Here is a 22,989-nt window from a genome sequence, read left to right on the forward strand (position 1 = left end):
AAATTTCCCTCACTTCGTCAAAGGCTTTTCCCGCTGCATTTCGACCATATCAACTGGCGGCGGCGTATTGTCCCCCAATAAATGCTGCACAAAGTAATCCCCCATTTTCCAGAAGAAATACTCAGTCATATCTCCATAGCCATGTCTCTGATCCGGCAAAACAACTAATTCAAAGCGCTTTCCTGCCTTGATCAATGCACTCGCCATTCTCGTAGTATTCGCAGGATGTACATTATTGTCAGCGCTACCATGAGACAGCATCAAGTGACCTTTAAGGTTCTTTGCCAAGTCAGGATTCTTATCTATTTGGTACATAAATGTAGTGTCACCTTTTGCATTGATCTGCTCTTTCACACCATGATGCTTTTCAGACCACCAGCGGTTGTATACACTATTGTCATGATTTCCCGCTGAGGAAACAGCCACTTTGAAAAAGTCCGGATAAACCAACATTGCTGCAGTGGACATAAAACCTCCTCCGGAATGTCCATGAATACCTACTTTTGATTTATCGATGAAATCGTATCGGTCTGCTAATTGCTCTATCGCAGCTTTTTTATCAGCCAAACCATAATCTCTTAGATCTCCGTAGCCATAATTATGATACCACTTCGAGCGACCTGGATGACCTCCTCTATTCCCTAGCGTGATAACTACAAAACCAAACTGAGCCAAACGATCCGTCCTGTCCAATCTCGCTGAGAAAGCCTTGTCCACCGCTTCAGTTTGTGGACCAGGATAAACATATTCTATAATCGGATATTTGCGCGCAGAGTCAAAATCGTAAGGCTTATACATCACGCCATATAGATCTGTGACACCATCATCTGCTTTAAAGGTGAAAGGTTCGGGAAATTGATAGCCAGTGGCAAAAAGATTGGAAAGATCAACGGTTTCCAAATCCATAACTTTATTTCCCGATTTATCCTTCAGCACGGCAACCGGGGTAGTATTCACTCTGGAATAATTATCAACAAAAAATGTAGCACCATCATTGATTTCGCTGGCGTGATTGAAATCTCCGGAATTTAAAAGTGAAATGGCGCCGCCATCCAAGCTCACACTATACAAATGCTCGTAATAAGGATCTTCTGCTTTTTCTCGACCATTGGCCACGAAGTACAACTTTCTACCCTTTTCATCAACTCTAGCTACCCGGTCAGTATGAAATGCTCCTGAAGTCAATTGACGCTTGAAGGTCCCGTCTTTTCCATACAAATAGAAATGGCCCCAGCCATCTCGCTCGGACCACCAGACAATTTCATTATCCAATATTTCCGGTTTTAAGAAATCGATGTAGGTATTGCTTCTCTCTTCGATTACCACTTCCTTTTCATTTGTTTTCATATTCCAGCGGCAAATATCCACACGCTTCAAATCCCTGGAAGTAATAGAAAAGTAAAACTCATCCATGTCCCCTAGCCAAGTCACTGGACGGAAATCATCATCTCTGGAGCTTTCTAATGAATTCGAATTACAAACATTCAACGACTGATCCTTGAAAGTCGCTACTGGAAGATTGGCTAACTCCTGTTTGTCAAAGGAATAATGCAGCAAGTAAGTGATTGGCTGATCTTTATCTCCAGGCATAGCATATTTGTAGGTCTCCAAAGTAGGACGTGGATTCTTGGTACTATGAATCACCCAAAGGTCTTTTACCTTTCGCTGATCCGTTCTAGTCATCACAAATTGCTTGGAGTCTGTACTCCAGTACGCGCCGACACGCTTTCTCTTATCCTTATTTTTCTCAGTTTCCTCGTTGTCCTCGCCTCTTCCGCTGAAGCCATATTCGAAGTTCTCTTCCCCGTCTTCCGTCAATTGGTGCTCTACGATGGTACTGTCTTTTTCGTCTTTTACTGCTTTCAGGAAGTTCTCCTTGTCCATCCAATAGAGATTATTCTCCTTTCCATAAATCACTTTGGACGAATCCGGAGATATATTTGCCCAACTCAAACGTTCGGGATCTTTGGGAGAATCAGTAATTTCAGTCAGCTTTTGGTTTCCGATATCATAGTGAAAAACGAACGTTTTTTTCTCCATCGAATCCTTCTTGGTTTTGTCCTTTTCCTTGATTTCTGCCCAGTCTTTTTTTAGCACATCTTCTGTACCTTTTACTTTGAATTTGATGGTATTTTCATCCTGGAGAAACTTCAAGTCTTCCAGTTTCAAGTGAAGGCCGTCCACTGGATCCTTTGTGATTTTGGTGATTTCCATGGCAAGCTTATCTCTGTCAAAAAGTTGATTCTTTGTTTTTCTCACCGGATCCACGATGTACCAGTTTTTCCCTTGGCTGGTTTCAAACTCGTACCAAAAACGGTCTGATTTTTTCATCCAATGTGGATCCACTCGAGTAGAGAAAACCAGTTTTTTCATTTTCTCAGGTGAAAATCTAGCTGCCAATTCATAATTACCCTGATAAACCTTGTCTTGGGAGAAGGCTGTGTGCAAAGTCATTAAGAATACAAATGCGAGTAAAGTATGCTTCATAATTGTTCTATTTGGGAAAACGAATCTAAATCAATCTTCTTCTTTAGAAAGAACCACTAGTATAAATTCTCACATGCAACTCCTGCATTTATTCCACTTCTCCACCCTGAACTCCTTATATTTACGGCTAGAACAGTGATTTTCACATCTTTTTAACATTAAGATTACATTAGGGGAAAAATTCAAAGTATTGTTACTATTTTTTTAATAATCCACTGACACTGAGTTCAATTGAGGGTTTTACCTTTCATCCAAAACCAGAATAGTGAAGACCCAATTCAAAACGATAGTCGTATCCGATGTACATTTGGGTACAAAAGGCTCAAAAGCTAAAGAGATCGCTCGGTTTCTGAAGCAGTATGATTGTGAAAATCTCATTCTAAACGGAGATATAATCGACGGTTGGCAACTCAAAAAGTCAGGGTCTTGGAAAAGAAAGCACACACGCTTTTTCAACAGAATTCTGAAAATGATTGAAAATCACAATACTAAGGTCTACTACCTGAGAGGAAATCATGATGATTTTTTGGACCAGATCCTGCCCTTTCAAATGGGGAATCTTTCGATACAGAAAGACTTGGTGTATGAAAGTCACGGTAAAAAGTACTTTATCACGCATGGTGATGTGTTTGACAGCATCACCACCAACCTCCGCTGGATCGCCTATCTGGGAGATATCGGCTACACTTTTCTTCTTTGGCTTAACAGTGTGGTGAACCACCATCGCATCAAACGTGGTCTCCCCTATTTTTCGCTTTCCCAATATGTGAAAGGAAAAGTAAAGTCAGCTGTTTCCTACATAGATCAATACGAAGAAGAATTGGCGAAAATGGCCAAAGCCAAAGGATGTGACGGAATCATTTGTGGGCATATCCACAAGCCTGAGAACAGGGATATTGAGGGTATTCACTACCTGAATTCAGGAGATTGGGTGGAGACTATGAGTGCTTTGGCAGAGGATCACGATGGCAACTGGCAGCTGATCTATTACAATGAGATAAATTTCAAAGAAGCCAAAGATGACAGTTTGCAACAATTTTTCATCGGCAAACCGGAACCTACCATTATTCCAATGAGAGAAGTTTCTTTTGAAGCATCAAAGGATGACCTCGAACCACCTTCTATTACTATCATTCAATGAAATCGATGAAATTTTTATTTTTAGTACAGGGCGAAGGTCGGGGTCACATGACGCAGGCTATAGCATTTTCTAATCTACTGAAAACCCAAGGGCATGAATTAACTGGTGTAATTCTCGGAAAAAGTAAGCGAAGGGAAATTCCCGAATTTTTCTCCAGAGAAATATTGGCTCCTATCCATTTGGTGGAAAGTCCAAATTTTGCCTGTGATAACGATGAAAAGAAGATTTTGATAGGTAAGACGATCCGCCAGAATGTAGCGAAATTTGGCACCTTTTGGAAAAGTTTAATGCAGATTCACGAAATAGTCAAAGCCGAAGAACCTGACATTATTCTGAATTTTTACGATTTATTGGGAGGAATCTATAATGGCATTTTTCGACCAAAAGCAGCGCATTGGGTGATCGGACATCAGTATTTGATTTACCATCCGGAGTTTAATTACGCAGCCAACAAAGGACTGAACAAGTTCCTTTTCAGGCTAAATACAAGAATGACTGCCATAGGTTCGTCAGAAAAATTGGCGCTATCATTTTACGAATTGGAATCAACAAAGGACATTACTGTAGTGCCTCCACTGCTTAGGGAGGATTTAAAAAAACTAACTCCAACTTCAGGCGACTTTTTCCTCACTTATATAGTCAATTGCGGATATGGCAAAGAAATTTTGGAGTTTGCCCGAGCCAACCCACATCTGAGAATAAGAGCTTATTGGGATAAAAAAGACGCCGCAGAAATTGAGGAGCCACTACCAAATTTGAGCTTTCACCGCGTTCATGACAAAAACTTCCTTCGGGATATGGCTGCATGTAAAGGTTTGGTAAGCACTGCAGGGTTCGAATCCATTTGCGAGGCGATGTATCTCAAAAAGCCTGTGATGGTAATTCCTGTCAATGGACAATATGAGCAAGCTTGCAATGCAGTTGATACAGTTCACTCAGGTGCTGGAATAGCCTCAGACAACTTTGACTTCAGCAAATTGGAAAATTTAATTCAAACTAAATTCAACCCGGATAATTCCATGAAAGCATGGACCAACATTTGGCCTTATGCTTTCCAGCAGCTCACCTTGGAAACAAAAATGACTGAGCCGGATTTTGTCCTGACACAGTCATTTTCATAATTTATTAACATGGTTATAGGGAATGATGCTAATAACCAATATTTCTTTGCTCACCGGGCCAGAAGACCGATGACCGAAGCGGCCTAAATTATAGTGTTAGTCAAAGCTTGTAAAGCTTTTGCCTCTTTACTGGTAAAAAAGCGGATAAACATATTTGTTGTTTCAAACTAGCAATTGTTCAAAGCTCTTTGCTCTGGAGAGAGCTCAGATACTGCTTTGAATACAATTTTTCCATCTTCTTCAACTTGGTAATACGGAAAATTGACCATTTTGACTTGTCTTCGTTCAGGAGCATCCATATTCAGGAATATAACTTGGAGCTCATTGTACATAAGAAACAAATTATTTCGCTCCTCCATGGACAAGGAAGCATCGTTTCTACCTTTATTACGCATCAATTCATATTGGTAGGAGACCTTTTTGTAGGACTCTAAGAGTTCTCCAGGAGTAGGTGGAGTAGGTGGAGGAGGTGGTGGACCTAATATACTACGCTCTTCAGCAGTTAAATCAATTGCCTTTTTGTAATAAACTTCGCCTTTGGATGTCAATTTAATGTAAGGAACATAAGGAATCACTGGACGCCTGACCTTTGGCTTGTCATGGAATGCAACCTGGAAGTACATACTACCAAGTTCAGAAAACATCTTGGTTAACTTCTCTTGCTCCGCTTTGCTTCTGTTTACAAAGTGAGGAGCTTGCTTTCGAAGCTTTTCGTAGGCTGCATAAGTATCTATGTATGCTTGAAGATCATTCTTAATCTGAGCAGCTTTTACTGCTGGAGGCCATTTGTCTGCAGTTTCTACTTTCTGTGCGGCCACAGGATCCTTTTCTTTTTTTACCCAAGGCTTGCCAAAGTTGATTCTTTTGTCTTTTGGATAAATGTAAAATTTATCATCCTTATCCAGCGGATTTCCTTTTCCGGATTTTGCTCCAAAAGCATTTTCATAAGCTTCATCACTATACATATGAACCTGATGTTCCTGTGGGAAACGCTCAGAACGGGCATTTAGATGGACAAAACTGTTAAAGAAAAAAACGACATCTGAAATACTCATATTCTCTAGTTGAGAATTTGAAATAACCTTACCATCCAGCCATAGCGCAAAATCTTTCGGATTTTTCCAAGCTTCAAATTCACTACTGCTTGGTTGTTTTTTGGCAGGTGCTTTTGTAGGGGGCATCAAATGTATTTTTTCAGATTCAGATAGCTCATCATAAGATTTGGCTATTAATTCTCCAGCTTCATTCTCCACAAAAAATGAAGCATTCTTGTAATACTTTTCTTTCTCTTCAATTTGTTCGGCTGAAAACTTAGGTAATTGATCTTGGTTCACATCCTGATACTTATCTTCTTCACCATTTTTTCTTCCATGATCAAAGGAAACATAATGAATCTTCCTAATATCAAGATCTCTCAACAAAGACTGAAAATCACTCAAATCTCCCATAGAAATTCCTGACTCAGTGACTAAGTTAATCTTTACAGCATTTTTAAAATTTTTAGCCTCCTTAATCAATTCCTTTACAGCGTCCAAGTCATAATTCTCATTTTCATATTGAATTAATCCATCTGGCTTCAGCGTAAAACTCAAATCAAAATCTATAGGCTCGAGATATTTTTGATTTGCAGTATTTAAATACACTTCACTCTCAATATTTTCATTTTCTTGTTTTGCCGTCACTCTTTCACTAAAAAAGTAAACTAACGCTCCCAAAACAGGAACCAAAGCAAGCACTTTGATCCAGGTACTGGAATTCTTTGATTTTCTCTTCATCATTTCAAATCGTTTTTTGGTTAATGAAAAATTCAAACTGCTGGCCAAGCCATATTTCTGCTCAGAAACCATCATAGCAAGTAGTTGACTTTCATACTTCTCTATGGGAGTGCTGCGCAAAGCTATCTCGTCAGCTATAAATTCATGATTGAGTTTGATGCTAGTTTTTGCCCAGTGCAACCCAGGATGAAACCACAGCGGCACAAGCAATGCCTCAATAAAAAGGTTATCCCAGCTATGCTTTTCAGCCACATGTGTACATTCGTGAGTAAATACAGCATCGGTAAATGTCCCATTTTCCAGGTCTGATTCTGCCACGAAAATGTATTTGAGAAAGGAAAATGGAAGGGAATCTTCTTGCAGTAATACTAAAGTCTGCCCGCGGTAATTGATCTTAATATTCCGCTGAATCTTATTGACCAGAACCTTGATGTTCCGCCCAAATCGATATAAGAAAACAAGTGAGATAAATCCGTAAAGCCCAATTAAAAGATATTCCCAACTGAATTTAGACTCAGGAACTGCGTCAAATACCTCCTCTTGAGATGAATTTGTACTTTCCGCTTCAAAATAAACTGGCTCAGAAATCTTATCAGCTGGTTGTGCTACAGTTTCCGCAGGAACTTCAATCGTATATAGCGGAATCAGAAAGGATGCGACTACAGAGAATAACAGAAAAAATCGGTTAAATCTGTGTAGTACTTCTTTCTGCAAAAGCACTCTGTGAACTAAAAGTAACAGAAGTAAGCAGGCTATGGATTTGAGTAAGTAGACGATCATTTTTTCTGATTTAGCTGGTCTTCGATAATACGCTTAAGTCCTAATAACTCCTCTTCGGAGAGCTCCGTCTTCTTTGTGAAAAAAGACGCAAACTGTGCTGGCGAATCGTTGAAGAAGTTTTTGATCAAGCCTTTTAGGTGCTTTGAGAAATAACTTTCTTTTGTAACCAACGGATAATATTCACGCAACTTTCCATTGGCCTCATAGCTAACAAATTCCTTTTCCTGCATACGCTTCAGTAAGGTGGAAATAGTGGTGGTAGCAGGCTTGGGTTCGTCATACGCATCCAATAAATCCTTCATAAAAGCTCTCTTCAGCTTCCATAAATGGTTCATAAGTTCTTCTTCAGCTCTGGATAGTTTCATTACCTTTGGATTAAATTATATCTACAAATGTAGAACAATTATTTTCATCTACAAGTGTAGATGATAATTTAACATTTATTGGGGACCTAAAGCGATAAAACAAAAACTGTTTGATTCGGATTTTTGCTTTACATAGGATTAAATCATGAAATAGTCTGATTTTCAGATTATACTTCAATTGAACAGAAGGGATATTTAATTGAAAATTCAAAAAAATAACTATCCAATCCTTAAACGCATTTGGGTTTTTCGAGCTATAATTAGTAGAAATTGATAATTTCGAGAATTGCCCATACAGAGATTTACATGTCAGCTGAAAATATACGATTACAAGAAGATAGAAATTTCACCAAACACTGGAAGAAATGGGGTCCATACCTCACCGAAAGACAATGGGGAACGGTACGTGAAGATTACAGTCCTGATGGTTCGGCTTGGGAAAACGTTACTCATGATGATGCCCGAAGCAAAGCCTATCGCTGGGGTGAAGAAGGTATCGGTGGGATTTCAGACCATAAACAGAAATTTTGCCTGGCCTGGGCCTTTTGGAATGGTAAAGATCCTTTTCTCAAAGAGCGTCTATACGGCCTGACAGGCAACCAAGGAAATCATGGTGAGGATGTAAAGGAAATTTATTATTACTTGGACTCCACTCCTACCCATAGTTATATGAAGATGCTTTATAAGTATCCTCAAGCCGAATTCCCCTATCAGCAGCTGCTCGAAGAAAACTCGAAAAGAGGCAAAGCAGATGGAGAATATGAACTCATCGATACGGGAGTTTTTGATAAGGACGAGTACTTTGACATATTTATAGAATACGCCAAGCAAGATGTAGAAGATATCATCGCGGTGGCAACTATTCATAACCGCGGTCCCAAAGAAGCAAAAATATGGGTGATGCCTACACTTTGGTTTCGAAAAACCTGGTTTACAGGCCACGAACCATTTATGCCCAAGCTTTCCAAAACAGGAGATAATACCATTAAGGCTTTTAATCCTAAATCCGGGAACTACTCGATCACCTTTGATGGAAATCCAGATCTGAAATTTTGTGATAATGAGACAAACAGAGAGCGGATCTATGACATTGGGAATGAGAAAAAATACCTAAAAGATGCAATCAATGACTTTGTTGTAAATGGAGACTCCAAACATATAAATCCTGCAAATAAGGGCACAAAAGCAGCAGCTATTTATGAAATCACAATTCCTGCAGGAGAAAGCAGACAAGTAAAACTTCGACTACAGCATCAAATTGACGAAAATCCCCTGGAGATCTGTGACACTTGCATGGAGCAGAGAAAAAATGAAGCAGATGAATTCTACTCTGCTCTCCAAGAGCGGGTAACAGATCCTGACTTGATGAATATCCAGCGCCAAGCCTACGCCGGAATGATGTGGTCCAAGCAGTTTTACTATTATGATGTAGAGCGCTGGCTAGAAGGTGATCCGGGTAGGTATAAACCTCCTGTAACCAGAAAAAAAGGCAGAAATAGTGACTGGCGGCACTTACAAAATTATGATATTATTTCCATGCCGGATAAGTGGGAGTATCCTTGGTATGCAGCTTGGGATCTTGCTTTTCACACCATTCCAATAGCCAGAATAGATCCTGAATTCGCAAAGAATCAACTGATCATCATGCTGAATGAATGGTACATGCACCCAAATGGGCAGATTCCGGCATACGAGTGGAATTTTTCGGATGTGAATCCTCCAGTACACGCCTATGCAGTTCAGCGTGTCTATCAGATAGATAAGAAGGCAAATAACGGCGTAGGAGACCACGAATTCCTTGAGCGATGCTTGCATAAATTAATGCTTAATTTCACCTGGTGGGTCAATCAAAAGGATAGTGATGGCAAAAACATCTTCGAAGGCGGATTCCTAGGTCTTGATAATATTTCGGTATTTGATAGAAGTCATGCTCAGAGATACCAAGGGAAACTGGAGCAAGCAGATGCTACCTCGTGGATGGCTATGTTTTCGTTAAATCTTCTCAGGATTTCTCTGGATCTCTGCGAATTCAATACCGTCTACCAGTTCACTGCGACCAAATTTCTAGAACACTTTCTTTATATCGCCGGAGCCATGAGCAATATCTCTGAAGAGCATATTTCTCTTTGGGATGATGAGGATAATTTCTTTTATGATGTTTTTCACATTCCTGGCAAAGATCCTAGGAAAATGAAGGTGCGCTCCATTGTTGGTTTGATTCCATTATTCGCAGTAGAACCTATTCGTGAAGATCTTTTTGACAAACTTCCTGAGTTCAAAAAGAGATTGGCTTTTTTCCTCCGTGAAAAGCCAAAACTGGCGGCTTTGGTTTCAAGCTGGATTCAGCCTGGCTATGATAAACGAAGATTATTCTCCCTTCTCCGTGGGCATAGAATGAAGAGTGTGCTACAAAAAATGTTGGATTCTGATGAATTTCTAAGTGATTACGGAATCCGATCTCTTTCCAAATACCATGAAAAGAAGCCATATTCTATGAAAATTGGCGGAGAAACGCTCTCTGTCCGTTACACTCCGGGAGAGTCCGACACAGTAATGTTTGGGGGTAATTCTAATTGGCGCGGTCCGATTTGGTTCCCAATCAACTTTCTGCTGATAGAATCTCTGAAGAAATTTGACTTCTACTACGGGGGAGACTTCTCTATCGAATATCCCACAGGATCTGGCAAATTCATGACCATGGACATCATAGCTAAGGAGCTATCTATGCGCTGTATGAAAATTTTCATGAAGGACAAAAATGGATATAGACCTGTGTATGGTTCCAAAAAAACAAAGTTTCAGGAAGACCCTCACTTCAAGGATTATATTCTTTTCTACGAATATTTTCACGGGGATAGCGGAGCAGGACTAGGCGCTTCTCACCAGACAGGATGGACAGGTTTGGTGGCTGAGATGATTCACAAATTTTACAAAATCAGAGAAGAACAGCATCATGATTCTAAAACCCTTTTTAGAAGCTAATCGAATAGAAGCAGGATGTGATGAAGTAGGGCGAGGATGTCTGGCAGGACCAGTGATGGCCGCGGCTGTGATTTTACCTGTTGATTACTCGAATCAATGGATCAATGACTCTAAAAAACTTGGTAAAAGGCAGCGTGAAGACTTGATCGAAGAAATAAAAGGAAAAGCGCTGGCCTGGCAAGTTGCCGAAGCAAGTGTTGAAGAAATTGACCGGATAAATATCCTGAATGCTTCTTTTCTGGCTATGTCCAGAGCTGTACAAGGTTTGAGGATCAGCCCAGAACACCTCCTGATTGATGGAAATCGCTGGAGATCCACATTAACTATTCCGCACACCTGTGTGATCAAGGGAGATGGATTATATGCAAGTATTGCTGCAGCATCTATTTTGGCTAAAGTATATAGAGATCAGTTTATGGAGAGAATGGCAGAAGAATTTCCTCACTATGGATGGGAGCGAAATGCTGGCTATCCCACTAAAACTCATCGATCTGGAATAGAAACTCATGGGCCATGCATCTGGCATAGAAAGAGTTTTCGACTGATGAAAGAAGTGATTCAGTTAGAATTCTGAATAAGAAAATTTGCCTATTGTTAGGGTACTCTAACTTTTTATTTAAAGCGACTCATATTTTTTCTTAGATTTCTTTATTATTTGACAAGCAAACTAAATCGCCACTTGTGAGCTCAGAATCCCTCAGTGAAGTACATGGTTCGGTGCAGACCAACAAGAAAGGTTGGAGGAAGATTTTTGCATTCCTTGGCCCAGCCTATTTGGTAAGTGTAGGCTATATGGATCCTGGGAACTGGGCAACTGATCTTGCCGGTGGATCTGAATTTGGATATCAATTGCTATGGGTGCTATTGATGTCAAATCTTATTGCGCTACTACTTCAATCTCTAAGTGCAAGGTTAGGTGTAGTTGCTAAGCTGGATCTGGCTCAGGCTTCAAAGCATGCCTATCCTAAGTGGGCTAATATTCCACTTTACATTTTGGCAGAAATAGCCATAGCTGCTTGCGATCTGGCAGAGATTGTAGGGATGGCAATAGGACTTAATTTGCTATTTGATTTACCTCTAATCTGGGGAGTCGCGATCACAGCTTTGGATACGTTGCTTTTGCTTTTTCTTCTGAACAAAGGCATGCGTACAATGGAGCTCTTCATTGTTTCTTTGGTATCCATTATAGGCTTTTCATTCGTTGCTGAAATGTTTATAGTAGGTCCGGTATATGGAGATGTGATCCATGGATTAGCACCTTCTGCTCTTAGCGGAAACGCGTTATATATTGCAATTGGGATTATCGGGGCCACGGTCATGCCTCATAATTTATATCTGCACTCCTCACTTGTTCAGACACGGAAAATCAATTCTTCTCATAAAGGAATAAAAAGTGCAATCCGTTTTAATTTTATAGATTCAGCAATTGCTCTGAACCTCGCATTCTTTGTAAATGCCGCGATTCTGATTTTGGCTGCAGCTGCCTTTCACGTGAATGGCTATTTAGATGTAGCGGAAATTCAAGACGCTTCCAAATTGCTGGAAAATCTTTTCGGAAGCATCGCTCCCACATTTTTTGCAATTGCACTGATCGCTGCGGGGCAAAGCTCTACTATCACAGGAACTTTGGCAGGGCAAATCGTGATGGAAGGACATCTCAATATCCGGATTCAGCCATGGGTGCGGAGGTTGATTACTCGATTGATCGCGATTATTCCTGCGATGATTACCATTCTTTACTTTGGAGAAGTTGCTCTGGGAAAACTTCTTGTATTAAGTCAGGTCGTTTTGAGTCTTCAGCTGGGCTTCGCGGTCATTCCACTGATCCATTTTAATTCGGACAAAAAGCTGATGAAAGCATTTACAATCAAGCTATGGGTGAAAATTTTAGCTTGGACTAGCGCGGCAATTATTGTTTTTCTTAATGTGCAATTGGTGATCAATGAGATTCAAGGTTGGTTGGCAGAAGCAGGTGAAAATGCAATTTACATTTACACAGTAATTCTGCCGATTATTATAGCCTGCTTTGCCTTGCTGATTTACATTTTTATCCACCCTATGCTGTCGGCTTCCGAAAAGAAAAAGAATTTGATACCACATGGAAGGGCATTGGAATTTGAGGAAGGAAACCCAATAGTTTATGAGCGGATTGGTATCGCTATTGACTTTGCGGAAAATGATCAAGCCATTATTCAAAATGCATTAAAACTAGGTGGGAAAGATGCCCAATACACATTAATACATATTGTGGAAAGTGCGGCTGCCAGATATTTAGGGAAAAACACCTTGGATCATGAAACTCAAGAAGATGTGGATAGTCTCAAGCTATATCAGGAAAAACTAGTGGCGCTTGGCTACAAAGCGGAAAATGAAATTGGCTTCGGAAATGCGGCAGGCGAGATAGCAAAAATCACAAATACGAAGGGTTTAGATCTCTTGATAATGGGCGCCCACGGACATAAAGGATTTAAAGACTTGCTTTTTGGTACCACGGTAGACAAGCTTAGACATCAAGTGAAAACACCAATATTGATCGTGAAATAACCGATATTTCCTTAATTCTTGAATTTCAAAAGCGAAATTTATTAGAATGGAAAAGACAGTCTTCTTTTTTAAAAATAATACTATTAAGAGCTATTCATTTTTGTCAACTGCTATCAACCTTTTTCTAAATAAATAAAAAATTCGTTACTACGCTTATTCAGCATCCATTGATAGAGCTTGATATCTTTGATAAACATTTAATGTGTCACAAACAATTTATTCATGAACTGGATACTATTAATCTTGGGAGGTTTATTCGAAGTAGGTTTTGCCTCCTGTCTTGGCAAAGCAAAACATGCAACTGGTATAGAAGCTTATGGATGGTATGCAGGATTTATTGTGTGCCTGACATTCAGCATGCTGCTTCTCATCAAAGCAACTCAAACCCTGCCTATAGGTACAGCCTATGCAGTCTGGACTGGCATCGGTGCTGTTGGAACTGTACTGGTAGGAATATTGGTATTTAAAGAATCAGCTGAGTTTTGGAGAATTTTCTTTCTCATCACCCTCATCGGATCCATTATTGGGTTGAAATTCGTCTCTTCACACTGACTGAACTGGAGACGAATCCACTGTATCAAAAGTGTTACTGACATCATTCTTTTTGATTTCCTGCAAACTGCCTTTTGTCAGTATTTCGGTCAGGTTTAAACCAGCAAGCATATCCGCTGTACCTGTTCCCATTCCCATTACTGTGCGCATAGCATCTTGAGTGCTAGCACTTAAAAAGGTAATAAGCTCTTTAGGTACGTGATAAATATTTCCATTGGTGGGATTTGGCGCTGTAGGAACAAAAACAGTATAGAGGGTTTCATCTACTTGGTCTGTGATAAATCCTGTCATCATAGTTCCTGATCGAAAAGGATCCAAAAGCACCACTTCAGAAAAAGGTAATTTTTTTAAGCCCACAAACTGATAAACAGTTTGATGTATAAGGCTGTAAAGGGGAATTTTTGTTAGGTATTTATGCTCAAATTTTTTGAAATGAACTCTACCATATCTGTTTCTTACGACCACCCCGATCATGAAGACAAAGACTGCAAGAATTCCCAACGAAAGAATATTTATTATCCAATGAGGCTCCTCAGTTCCAGGATCAAGTATAGAACTCAGAGGAGTTACTATTTTAAAAATAAAATTGAAAATAAAAGATAGAAGAATGAGTATTATAGAAAGTGGAAGCAGAATCAAAAATCCCTGCAATAAGCTATCTAATATAAATCCTCTTTTAGAATTTTTTTTTATTACCGTTGGAGCTGATGTTTCTGAGTTCATGGAGAAAATTAGTTTTTTCCAAAATCGCACGAGACCTTATCGGTTCGTGCGACTATATGGAATATGGTTTTTTAGAAAAACTTAATTCAACTTAAGCTTTTCTCACCAGGTGCATGATCAAGGAGATGACAAGCAAAACCAAGAAAATGTAGAAGATAACTTGGGCGATAGAAGCTGCCCCAGCAGCTATTCCTCCAAATCCTAAAACGGCAGCAATCAAAGCGATTACTAAGAAAATTAAAATCCAGCGTAACATATATATATTGGTTAATGGTTCGATTAATAGAACTTCAAAATCATACCAACACCCTATTTTCCCCTTAATTGCGCTTAATCCTCTATTATTAATTTTTAGATAAATTTGATGGGGAATTTAAACCCCGTAATCAGCAAGGTTTATATAAAAAACCGGGATTATCTTAATGATTGTTTTCAATAGTGAAAGAGGGCCAATTTGCAGTAGAAAAATGAGGATTCGCATTATTTTAAAAAAGCATTACTTTCTTCAAATATCACTAAACCCACTATTCACCACTTCAAAAAAATAAGCTCTCAGAATATCTGAAAGCTTATATTAATCTGGTGATTGATTACTACTTTTCTATTCAATTTTTTCAAATACGAGTTTTCCAGAGCCAGGATTCTTACTTATAGGTTCAAGCACCATGTGATTGCTGTCTAATTCTACAATCTTGGCTTGTCTGATCTCGGATCCTGATTTGATCGTCATTACACTATCCTCAGTTATTTCTATAAGGGCTTGCTTCTGCACTACCTCTTGATTCGCATAGTCTGTATATAACAGTGAATCCCCGGGCACAAATTTATAAACCGTATTTTCTAATCTGTTTTTGATTTTGTATTCGATTCCACCACGCATAGCCGGATTAGAGTTCTGATATTGTGGAGATTTTCTTATTTCATCCATAGCATCGAAGTGTACCAGCTGCCAGGTGCCTATTAGCTGTTGAAAGTTTATCTGGCTGGATTGCAGCACTAAGGCAAGTAAAATAGTAGGGATAATCGAAAGATACATTGCCTTAGTTACGCAATTATTTTGCCAGAAAGAATTAAGGATTTCTTAAAAAACTAAAGCTATTTCAGGTGTTTTAATTCTAATTCATCTCATTGCATTAGCTTACTTGCCAAATAAGGTAACCACTCCTCCGCTTGTTTTTCAGCATATTCAGAAAGGAAATAGGCAAGTGAAGGTTTAAATGGCTGAGTTTGCATAGTCAGTCCAACTTGTTCCGGACTTTTATCGCCTTTTAAGACATTACACCTATGGCAAGCTGTGGTGAGATTTGTCCAACTGGACTTTCCTCCTTTGGATCTTGGTATCACATGATCTATGGTAAGCTGTCTTTTGCTTCCGCAATATTGACACTCGCCTTTATCACGACGAAAAATATTTGCCCGATTAAGTAAAACTCCACGATAGGGAATATTTTTAAAGTGATTCAGGCAAATTACTGCAGGATATTCAAAGCTTCTACTAACGGTACGAATGTGTAACAAATCGTAAACTGAGAGGCAGTTCGCTTTCTCCAAAAGAAGTAAGACGATGGCTTTTTGTGGAGAAACTACTGCCACGGGAGAATGATCTAAATTCAATACCAATACCCTCTTTTCCATAGTTTAACTTAATATCGACCGAGTTTCCAACTCCACCTGTTTATCCTTATTACTTCGTAAGAAATCTTCCCATTCACTCAAGTCAGAAACTTTTATTCTATTATCCATCCAAAATACTTCCTCAGCTCCAAGATACAAGGCGTATTTGACTTGCTTTCTTTCTAACTCCCTGAAAATAAATAAATCGCCTGGCAAAACGAGTTCAGGATCGATTTTTCTACCTGGAATTTTTCCTGATGTCAATGAATAACCGGCAATGTTAAAAATCAATTCAAATCCCTGGTGCTCGTCCAATCCGAAGATACTTCTCCCACCCGCTTGATAAGGTGCATTTACATATTTAATTGCAATTTCGATCAATTGCTCCCTATCGGCTTTGACCGCATGACTACGAACAGATCCAGTAAATCCAATGTGGTCCTGCCAATTAAAAAGCTCCAATTCTGAGAAATGGAGCCTGCTACCTGGAAGTAAATATAAATTCGTGCCTTGATATTCTATCGCTGCGATAGGACTCGTGACTACTTGAAAATCTGTGTTGAGGTAATTGTAATAATCAGCTTCCGGAATTTCTTTGAGTGCTTGAGTGGTGATCCATCCCTGAATCCCTGTGTCTTCATGAAGTATTTTGAACCATTGCTGATCCGATGTCATCGCTATCGTCTGGTAACATTCCCCAAAAAGTAACTGGGTAACCATGGCGGAGTCAAAAGTAGGTCTGCGGTATAGCGGTAAAATCGTTTGCCTGCAGATTCCATAAGCATCAATCAAAGGCCATACGCTGGATTTCTCTTTTTGCATCTTTTTCTTTCAGATCCTGTCGTTTATCGTGTGTTTTCTTTCCCCGACCAAGTGCAATTTCCATTTTCGCCATCCCACGGTCGTTGATAAATATACGAACAGGAATGATAGTCAGGCCTTTTTCCTGAGACTTAGTTTCAAGTTTTTCCAGTTCCTTTTTACTCAGCAATAACTTCCTATCCCGAATCGCTACGTGATTATAACTGGCCGCCATGGAATACGGGGCGATGTGCATCTGCCGCACATAAAGTTCTCCATCCAGAAAAATACAGAAAGCCTCAGTCAGGGAAACTTTAGACTCACGAATAGACTTGATCTCGGTTCCTTTCAGCACCATGCCCGCCACATGAGTATCTATGAACTCAAACTGGAAACTAGCCTTTCTATTTTTTATGTTGATGACTTTGTCAAATCTATTATCCTTAGCCATGCTTAGATTTTCATTTTTGCGAGAGGAGTGACATCCATTGATGAGAATTCTCCTTTCAAATATTTATAATGTGCTGCCATGGCAATCATGGCTGCGTTGTCTGTACAGTATTCAAATTTTGGAATGTACAAGTTCCATCCTTTTTGTGTGGCCAACTGGGTCAAAGTATCCCTCAAACCCGAGTTTGCTGATACACCACCGGCAATTGCTACATCTTTCACGCCATACTGCTTTACTGCAGCTTTTAATTTGATCAATAACATTTCCACCAGAGAGTATTGTATGCTGGCGCAAAGGTCAGCTAAATTCTCCTCAATAAATTTTGGATTTTCTTTAAGCTGATCCCGAAGGAAATACAAGACAGCAGTTTTAATTCCGCTAAATGAATAATTCAAATCTGGCATTCTGGTTATTGGAAATTGAAAAGCTTTAGGATTTCCTTCCTTAGCATACTTGTCAATGAGCGGACCACCAGGATAAGGCAATCCTAATAGCTTGGCTGTTTTGTCAAAAGCCTCTCCCACCGCATCATCCTGAGTTTCGCCGATCACTTCCATATTGAGATGGTCTTTTACCAAAACCAACTGAGTGTGTCCCCCACTCACAGTGAGACAGATAAATGGAAAATCAGGAGTGGGATCATCGATAAAGTGAGCCAAAATATGGGCATTCATGTGATTCACCTCGATCAAAGGAATATTGAGTGCAAAGGCAAATGCCTTGGCAAAACTCACGCCTACCAAAAGTGATCCCATCAGGCCCGGACCTCTGGTGAAAGCTATTGCCGATAATTGATTTTTTGAAATCCCCGATGATAAAATCGCCTCCTGAACTACAGGAATGAGGTTTTCCTGATGAGCGCGGGACGCAAGCTCAGGAACAACTCCCCCATATTTTTCGTGAACAGATTGCGTAGCGACAATATTATTAAGTACTTTGCCGTCAGCTATTACGGATGCGGAAGTCTCGTCGCACGAGGATTCAATTGCTAGAATAAAGATATCGTTGGTACCCATTGGAAAAGAACGCGAAAGTTAAGGATTTTTTGCACAAAGCGTTTCGGGTGGTACTATGGACTGTCTTTTCATTGATAATGCTTTTTATCCTATTGGCGGTGAGTTTGCAGATCACCTGGGTTCAAAATAAGGTAATCACATCTGTAACAGGTATTCTTAATAATAATTCAAATTTTCACACGGAGATAGGTAAGATCAGACTTACCTGGTGGGATGCGCTCGAGCTAGATGATGTGATTATCCGGGATCATCGGGATAGTCTGATGATCGGCGCCAAAAAGGTTAACGCGGATTTTGAATTGCTCTCTCTCATTCCACCTGGTATCACTACGATTAATGCTGTGAGGATGGAGAATGCAAAACTGCACCTACTAACTCATGACGGAGACTCTGCCATGAACATCAACATTTGGGTGGAAGAACTTTCAAATATGTTCAGTACTGGCGGATCCAGCTCCAAGCCAACTCAGTTAAAAATAAATACAGTAGAGCTAAGAAATTCTGAAATCTTCATTGTAAATGAAATAACAGATGCAATCACCAAAGGCCTGGATTACAATAGGCTTCGATTTTCTGGTATTACCTTAAATGCCTCGGACTTTTACTTGGAAGGACCTGAGATCGGGGCTGACATTAAAATGCTGACTGGCATAGAACTCACTTCCGGATTTGAGATCATGGAGCTCAAAACCAACATGAAATACGGTAGAGAATTCATGGAGTTTGACAAGTTAAGTCTTAAGTCAGAGAAAAGTCATATCAAGAACTTTCTCCGATTTGAATACGCCACTCCCGCAGCGTTCTCCAATTTTGATGAAGAAGTGGTGATCATTACCAACTTTGATGAGACTAAACTTGACTTGGGGGATTTAAAGCTTTTCGCATCTTCCTTACCGGATATTGATGATCAAATATATTTATCAGGGAAAGTAGCAGGACCTGTATCTGATATTAGGTCAGAAGAGCTTTTGGTTAGGATTGGGGAAAAGACGGCCATTTTTGGAGCTTTCAGACTGGATGGCTTGCCAAATCTCGAGGAGACCTACATCAATCTCTCTCTTAAAAATTCTACAATTTTCTCCAAGGATCTAGCGCCTTACTTGCCAACAAATATTTCCCATGAAATAGAAAAATTTAACACAATCAGGCTCACAGCCGATTTTGCTGGATACTTACGACGGTTTGATACCAATGGAGACTTCAAAACTTCCATAGGAAATATTACGGGCAGAGTCAATTTTGATATGGTGGATGGACTTCCAAAGACGGTATCGAATATCACGACACAAAACCTTGATTTAGGGATAATAGCTGAAGACAGAAAACTTCTCCAAAAAATAAGCCTCAAGGGGCACGTAAATACGACCGGCAATTCCATAAATAATCTGCTGATCGATGTAGATGCCGATGTCTCAAAATTTGGTTTTAAAAATTATGTGTACACCAACATTAAAACGGATGCTACATACGGCCGGGATTTATTCAAAGGAAACCTTACAGTAAAGGATCCAAACTTTAAAATCAATGCAAATGGAGAGCTAAACCTACGTGAATCAACTGATTCTGTGCAGATGAGTCTTCAAATCGACACTGCCTTTCTTGACAGGATGAACCTTACTGAGAAGGCTACTTTCATCAGTGGAAATCTGGATATTGACGTCAAAGGAATTGAACTTGACGATATCCAAGGAATTGCCAGATTTCGGAATATCAGGGTCGGCTATGAAGATAGATTTCTGGACGTGGGGGATTTTAATTTCCAGTCCTTATTTGCGGGAGGCACACGGACCATGTCAGTCAATTCCGACTACTTGGTGGCAGCGGCTTCAGGACAATTTGATCTTGAGCAGATGGGGCGGGATCTGGACATCCTTATAAAACAATACATAGCCATTATCCTAAACGAAGATCAACCCATAGCTGATCTACAGAGGAATTTTTCTGAAATATATAGCCTGGATCTTAATCTAAGATTGATCAATATCAATCCGATTGTCCAGCTTATAGAGCCCGATCTAAGTCTTTCTAAAAATATGGTTTTGGAAGGAGCTTTCTATCAGACTCAGGAGAATACCGTCTTTAACTTTTTCACCAGTATTGACACGCTGAAGTTTAAAAATAACTCAGCACAGAATATCAATATTGACTTTAACACCTCAAAACTCATCAATAGCCCTGATATTTTGTCTTCGTTCTATGTTTATTCGAAAACTCAGGAAATAGGCGAATCTATCCAATTCACAAATTTTGGTTTTGAGGCGATTTGGGACAAGGATGAAATGGATATTGATTTTACGCTGGATCAAGATTCAACCCAAAGTGCAGCAAAGATCAACGCTACTGCCCGCTTTTCTAACCAAAACACACAGCTTGCCTTCGAGCCATCTTCTGTCAAAGTGCTGGACAGGGAATGGAAATTCGACTCACTGAACTTAATAACAATCACTCCTGGCTTAATTCAGGTCGATAACCTGAAACTCTTCAATGAAAATCAATCTATCTCTCTACAAGGCAAGGCAAGTAACCAGGCGGAGGATAGCTTGGATTTGGCAGTAAACAATGTGAACATTGATTTACTCAATACGCTCTTTCCCCAAGATTTCGATGGCACCGCTAATGGCTTAATCACTTTTGATCACTTGCTGGACAAAGCAATGATGCAGGGAGAATTCAAATTAAATGATTTTGCCATAAATCAATTTCCCATTGGAGACATGACTGCTAAAGCTAACCTGAACTTGGATAGCTTAAATCTTTCTTTAGTAAATATTAGCCAAGGCAAGGAAACAATAAACCTTGGTGGGTACATGCTGATGTCCAATCAGGAATTAGATATGGAAGCTTCGCTGAATGAAGCCAGCTTAATTATTTTGGAACCATTTTTATCCAACTACCTATCCGATATGGGAGGTACCGTTTCGGGAAAAATGGATCTGGGAGGCACCATGTCAAATCCTCAAATAGATGGAACTGGCAGACTGAATGATGGAAAACTTACGGTAAACTACCTCAAAACCACCTATCTGCTAAATGGAAATATTCTATTCAAACCCACCCAGATCACCTTGCAGCAAGTTTCGCTGGTTGATCTTTTTGGTAATCGGGCTACCCTTACCGGAGGCATTACTCATCAGGGATTTGATAATATACAGCTGAATATCAAGGCTGCATTAAATAATCTTCAGGTAATGAATACAACCGAAGATGATAATGAGACATTTTACGGTAAAGCTTTCGTAACCGGTACTGCCGAAGCAATAGGTACTACCTCGAATTTGGATATCAACGCCCGTGCGACCAGTCAACCCAATACTGAGATCTACATCCCTCTGAGTAGTTCCAGCTCCCAATCTCAGGAGGATTTTATTCACATGATCAATATCCAGGATACTGTGCGAATCAAGCAAATAGCGGAGGAGATAAACAGACTGGAAATAGAGAATGTAAGGATGAATTTTGTATTGGACGTCACTCCGGATGCGTATGCAGAGATCATCATAGATCCCCGTACAGAGGAAGGAATCTCCGGTCGTGGCCGCGGAGTCCTGACCTTAAATGTAGACACTCAGGGTAATTTTACCTTAAACGGCACTTACGAAATCACAGAGGGAAAATATAATTTCTCTCTCTACAATGTGGTCAAAAAACAATTTAACATAAAGCCCGGTGGCAGAATAAGCTGGTATGGCGATCCATATACGGGCGTAATGGACATATCAGCAGAATACATTGAAAGTGTCTCTTTACAGCCACTATTGTTGAATACGGCCTCCACACAAACCCAAAGTTCTAATACTGCCCGAAGATATCCTGTCAAGGTTTTACTGAATCTTGACGGGCAGTTACTTTCTCCGGATATTAGTTTTGGCTTTGACTTCGCAGAATTCCCATCCAGCGGTGATGCCCAGACCACTATTTCCTCCTTTCAAAACAAGATAGCCAATGACGAGCAGGAGATGAACCGACAGGTTTTCTCAGTGATAATGACACGTTCTTTTTCTCCAGAAGGACAATTCTCAGGGGTTTCGAATATTTCCTCCAGCTTGGGGCAATTACTCTCCTCACAGCTTAATAGCTTTCTTGGTCAAGTGGATAAAAATCTGGAAGTAGATCTTGATGTGGCTAGCTTGGACCAAAATGCACTGGAAACTTTCCAGCTCAGCGTAGCTTATACTTTTCTCGACGGACGACTACGCGTATCCAGAGACGGAGGATTTACAAATAATCAGGGAAATGCAAGTGCATCATCTATCATCGGAGATTGGCAAGCCGAATACAGGCTTACTGAAGATGGCGTTTACAAAATCCGAATCTTCAACAGGAATAACTTCAATACATTTACCTCTCTTTCACTTTCTAAAAATGTAGCCACTTACGGTGTAGCAGTTTCCCAAAGTGTAGCTTTCAATTCTTTTTCTGAGCTGTTCAAAAAAATCACCAGAAAGAAAAATGAAAAAATGATCATCAACGACCAAGATGATTTTTTGCGATACCAGTTTGAAAACAAAGATTGGAAACCGATAAAACTCGATAATATTGAGGAGAGGTTGGACTCCTTGGACCAAGAACGAAAAATTAAACTATTACAAGAGGGAAGTTTTTAAACAATTGGGATGTTTTTTATATTAGATCTATAA

General features: G+C 39.8%; 17 protein-coding genes. 7 read left to right on the forward strand and 10 right to left on the reverse strand.

Going from position 1 to position 22,989, the window contains the following annotated elements; translation table 11 throughout:
• Positions 1-9: 9 nt before the first annotated feature.
• Entirely contained in the window at positions 10-2,487 is a 2,478-nt protein-coding gene (locus AACZ73_RS10325) for a DPP IV N-terminal domain-containing protein (RefSeq protein WP_339877584.1), read from the reverse strand.
• Between the two features lie 265 nt (positions 2,488-2,752).
• Between AACZ73_RS10325 and AACZ73_RS10330 the strand changes: the two genes are divergently transcribed.
• Together AACZ73_RS10330 and AACZ73_RS10335 are read left to right on the forward strand one after the other, a co-directional pair.
• Positions 2,753-3,628 (forward strand): UDP-2,3-diacylglucosamine diphosphatase, encoded by an 876-nt coding sequence (locus AACZ73_RS10330; protein WP_339877585.1) that lies wholly within the window; start codon positions 2,753-2,755, stop codon positions 3,626-3,628.
• Positions 3,629-3,633: 5 nt separating this feature from the next.
• The gene (locus AACZ73_RS10335; protein ID WP_339877586.1) at positions 3,634-4,749 is read left to right on the forward strand and encodes a glycosyltransferase family protein; all 1,116 of its coding nucleotides are present in this window, start codon (positions 3,634-3,636) and stop codon (positions 4,747-4,749) included.
• A 167-nt stretch (positions 4,750-4,916) separates the two neighbouring features.
• On the opposite strand, the gene AACZ73_RS10340 is transcribed toward AACZ73_RS10335, so the two are convergent.
• On the reverse strand, positions 4,917-7,304 hold the full coding sequence (locus AACZ73_RS10340) for a M56 family metallopeptidase (RefSeq protein ID WP_339877587.1): 2,388 nt from the start codon (positions 7,302-7,304) through the stop codon (positions 4,917-4,919).
• The gene (locus AACZ73_RS10345; RefSeq protein WP_339877588.1) at positions 7,301-7,669 is read right to left on the reverse strand and encodes a BlaI/MecI/CopY family transcriptional regulator; all 369 of its coding nucleotides are present in this window, start codon (positions 7,667-7,669) and stop codon (positions 7,301-7,303) included. Before AACZ73_RS10345 ends, AACZ73_RS10340 begins: the two co-directional genes overlap by 4 nt.
• 306 nt (positions 7,670-7,975) lie before the next feature.
• On the opposite strand from AACZ73_RS10345, the gene AACZ73_RS10350 reads away from it, so the two are divergent.
• The 4 genes from AACZ73_RS10350 to AACZ73_RS10365 all read left to right on the forward strand — a co-directional run bounded on the left by AACZ73_RS10350 (position 7,976) and on the right by AACZ73_RS10365 (position 13,747).
• A complete protein-coding gene (locus AACZ73_RS10350; RefSeq protein ID WP_339877590.1) occupies positions 7,976-10,651 on the forward strand; it encodes a glucosidase in 2,676 nt (891 codons plus the stop codon).
• Entirely contained in the window at positions 10,623-11,225 is a 603-nt protein-coding gene (locus AACZ73_RS10355) for a ribonuclease HII (protein ID WP_339877591.1), read from the forward strand. The genes AACZ73_RS10350 and AACZ73_RS10355 overlap by 29 nt, the downstream gene beginning before the upstream one ends.
• A gap of 107 nt (positions 11,226-11,332) precedes the next feature.
• On the forward strand, positions 11,333-13,195 hold the full coding sequence (locus tag AACZ73_RS10360; RefSeq protein WP_339877593.1) for an Nramp family divalent metal transporter: 1,863 nt from the start codon (positions 11,333-11,335) through the stop codon (positions 13,193-13,195).
• A gap of 222 nt (positions 13,196-13,417) precedes the next feature.
• Complete coding sequence (locus tag AACZ73_RS10365) at positions 13,418-13,747, forward strand: multidrug efflux SMR transporter (RefSeq protein WP_339877595.1); 330 nt, start codon at positions 13,418-13,420, stop codon at positions 13,745-13,747.
• On the opposite strand, the gene AACZ73_RS10370 is transcribed toward AACZ73_RS10365, so the two are convergent.
• The 7 genes from AACZ73_RS10370 to tsaD form a co-directional block, all read right to left on the reverse strand.
• Positions 13,739-14,470 (reverse strand): DUF502 domain-containing protein, encoded by a 732-nt coding sequence (locus AACZ73_RS10370; RefSeq protein WP_339877597.1) that lies wholly within the window; start codon positions 14,468-14,470, stop codon positions 13,739-13,741. The genes AACZ73_RS10365 and AACZ73_RS10370 overlap by 9 nt on opposite strands.
• A gap of 91 nt (positions 14,471-14,561) precedes the next feature.
• Positions 14,562-14,726: a DUF1328 family protein gene (locus tag AACZ73_RS10375; protein WP_339877598.1), complete on the reverse strand. Its 165-nt coding sequence runs from the start codon at positions 14,724-14,726 to the stop codon at positions 14,562-14,564.
• Between the two features lie 345 nt (positions 14,727-15,071).
• The gene (locus AACZ73_RS10380; protein WP_339877599.1) at positions 15,072-15,506 is read right to left on the reverse strand and encodes a hypothetical protein; all 435 of its coding nucleotides are present in this window, start codon (positions 15,504-15,506) and stop codon (positions 15,072-15,074) included.
• A gap of 89 nt (positions 15,507-15,595) precedes the next feature.
• Positions 15,596-16,105 (reverse strand): HNH endonuclease, encoded by a 510-nt coding sequence (locus AACZ73_RS10385; RefSeq protein WP_339877601.1) that lies wholly within the window; start codon positions 16,103-16,105, stop codon positions 15,596-15,598.
• 3 nt (positions 16,106-16,108) lie between these two features.
• The gene (locus AACZ73_RS10390) at positions 16,109-16,906 is read right to left on the reverse strand and encodes a hypothetical protein (RefSeq protein ID WP_339877602.1); all 798 of its coding nucleotides are present in this window, start codon (positions 16,904-16,906) and stop codon (positions 16,109-16,111) included.
• Positions 16,869-17,336: an SsrA-binding protein SmpB gene (smpB, locus tag AACZ73_RS10395; RefSeq protein WP_339877604.1), complete on the reverse strand. Its 468-nt coding sequence runs from the start codon at positions 17,334-17,336 to the stop codon at positions 16,869-16,871. Before smpB ends, AACZ73_RS10390 begins: the two co-directional genes overlap by 38 nt.
• Before the next feature lie 2 nt (positions 17,337-17,338).
• Positions 17,339-18,352, reverse strand: a complete 1,014-nt coding sequence (gene tsaD, locus AACZ73_RS10400; protein ID WP_339877606.1) for a tRNA (adenosine(37)-N6)-threonylcarbamoyltransferase complex transferase subunit TsaD — start codon at positions 18,350-18,352, stop codon at positions 17,339-17,341.
• A gap of 77 nt (positions 18,353-18,429) precedes the next feature.
• Between tsaD and AACZ73_RS10405 the strand changes: the two genes are divergently transcribed.
• Positions 18,430-22,956 (forward strand): translocation/assembly module TamB domain-containing protein, encoded by a 4,527-nt coding sequence (locus tag AACZ73_RS10405; RefSeq protein ID WP_339877608.1) that lies wholly within the window; start codon positions 18,430-18,432, stop codon positions 22,954-22,956.
• Positions 22,957-22,989: the final 33 nt, after the last annotated feature.

The sequence above is a fragment of the uncultured Algoriphagus sp. genome (assembly GCF_963974835.1).
GTDB lineage: Bacteria > Bacteroidota > Bacteroidia > Cytophagales > Cyclobacteriaceae > Algoriphagus.

Coding starts and splice junctions, on each gene's coding strand:
- AACZ73_RS10390 (WP_339877602.1), bottom strand. CDS start 16,906: ATGCAAAAAGAGAAATCCAGCGTATGGCCTTTGATTGATGCTTATGGA.
- AACZ73_RS10335 (WP_339877586.1), top strand. CDS start 3,634: ATGAAATTTTTATTTTTAGTACAGGGCGAAGGTCGGGGTCACATGACG.
- AACZ73_RS10405 (WP_339877608.1), top strand. CDS start 18,430: ATGCTTTTTATCCTATTGGCGGTGAGTTTGCAGATCACCTGGGTTCAA.
- AACZ73_RS10355 (WP_339877591.1), top strand. CDS start 10,623: ATGATTCTAAAACCCTTTTTAGAAGCTAATCGAATAGAAGCAGGATGT.
- smpB (WP_339877604.1), bottom strand. CDS start 17,336: ATGGCTAAGGATAATAGATTTGACAAAGTCATCAACATAAAAAATAGA.
- AACZ73_RS10340 (WP_339877587.1), bottom strand. CDS start 7,304: ATGATCGTCTACTTACTCAAATCCATAGCCTGCTTACTTCTGTTACTT.
- AACZ73_RS10350 (WP_339877590.1), top strand. CDS start 7,976: ATGTCAGCTGAAAATATACGATTACAAGAAGATAGAAATTTCACCAAA.
- AACZ73_RS10380 (WP_339877599.1), bottom strand. CDS start 15,506: ATGTATCTTTCGATTATCCCTACTATTTTACTTGCCTTAGTGCTGCAA.
- AACZ73_RS10345 (WP_339877588.1), bottom strand. CDS start 7,669: ATGAAACTATCCAGAGCTGAAGAAGAACTTATGAACCATTTATGGAAG.
- AACZ73_RS10385 (WP_339877601.1), bottom strand. CDS start 16,105: ATGGAAAAGAGGGTATTGGTATTGAATTTAGATCATTCTCCCGTGGCA.
- AACZ73_RS10325 (WP_339877584.1), bottom strand. CDS start 2,487: ATGAAGCATACTTTACTCGCATTTGTATTCTTAATGACTTTGCACACA.
- tsaD (WP_339877606.1), bottom strand. CDS start 18,352: ATGGGTACCAACGATATCTTTATTCTAGCAATTGAATCCTCGTGCGAC.
- AACZ73_RS10370 (WP_339877597.1), bottom strand. CDS start 14,470: ATGAACTCAGAAACATCAGCTCCAACGGTAATAAAAAAAAATTCTAAA.
- AACZ73_RS10375 (WP_339877598.1), bottom strand. CDS start 14,726: ATGTTACGCTGGATTTTAATTTTCTTAGTAATCGCTTTGATTGCTGCC.
- AACZ73_RS10365 (WP_339877595.1), top strand. CDS start 13,418: ATGAACTGGATACTATTAATCTTGGGAGGTTTATTCGAAGTAGGTTTT.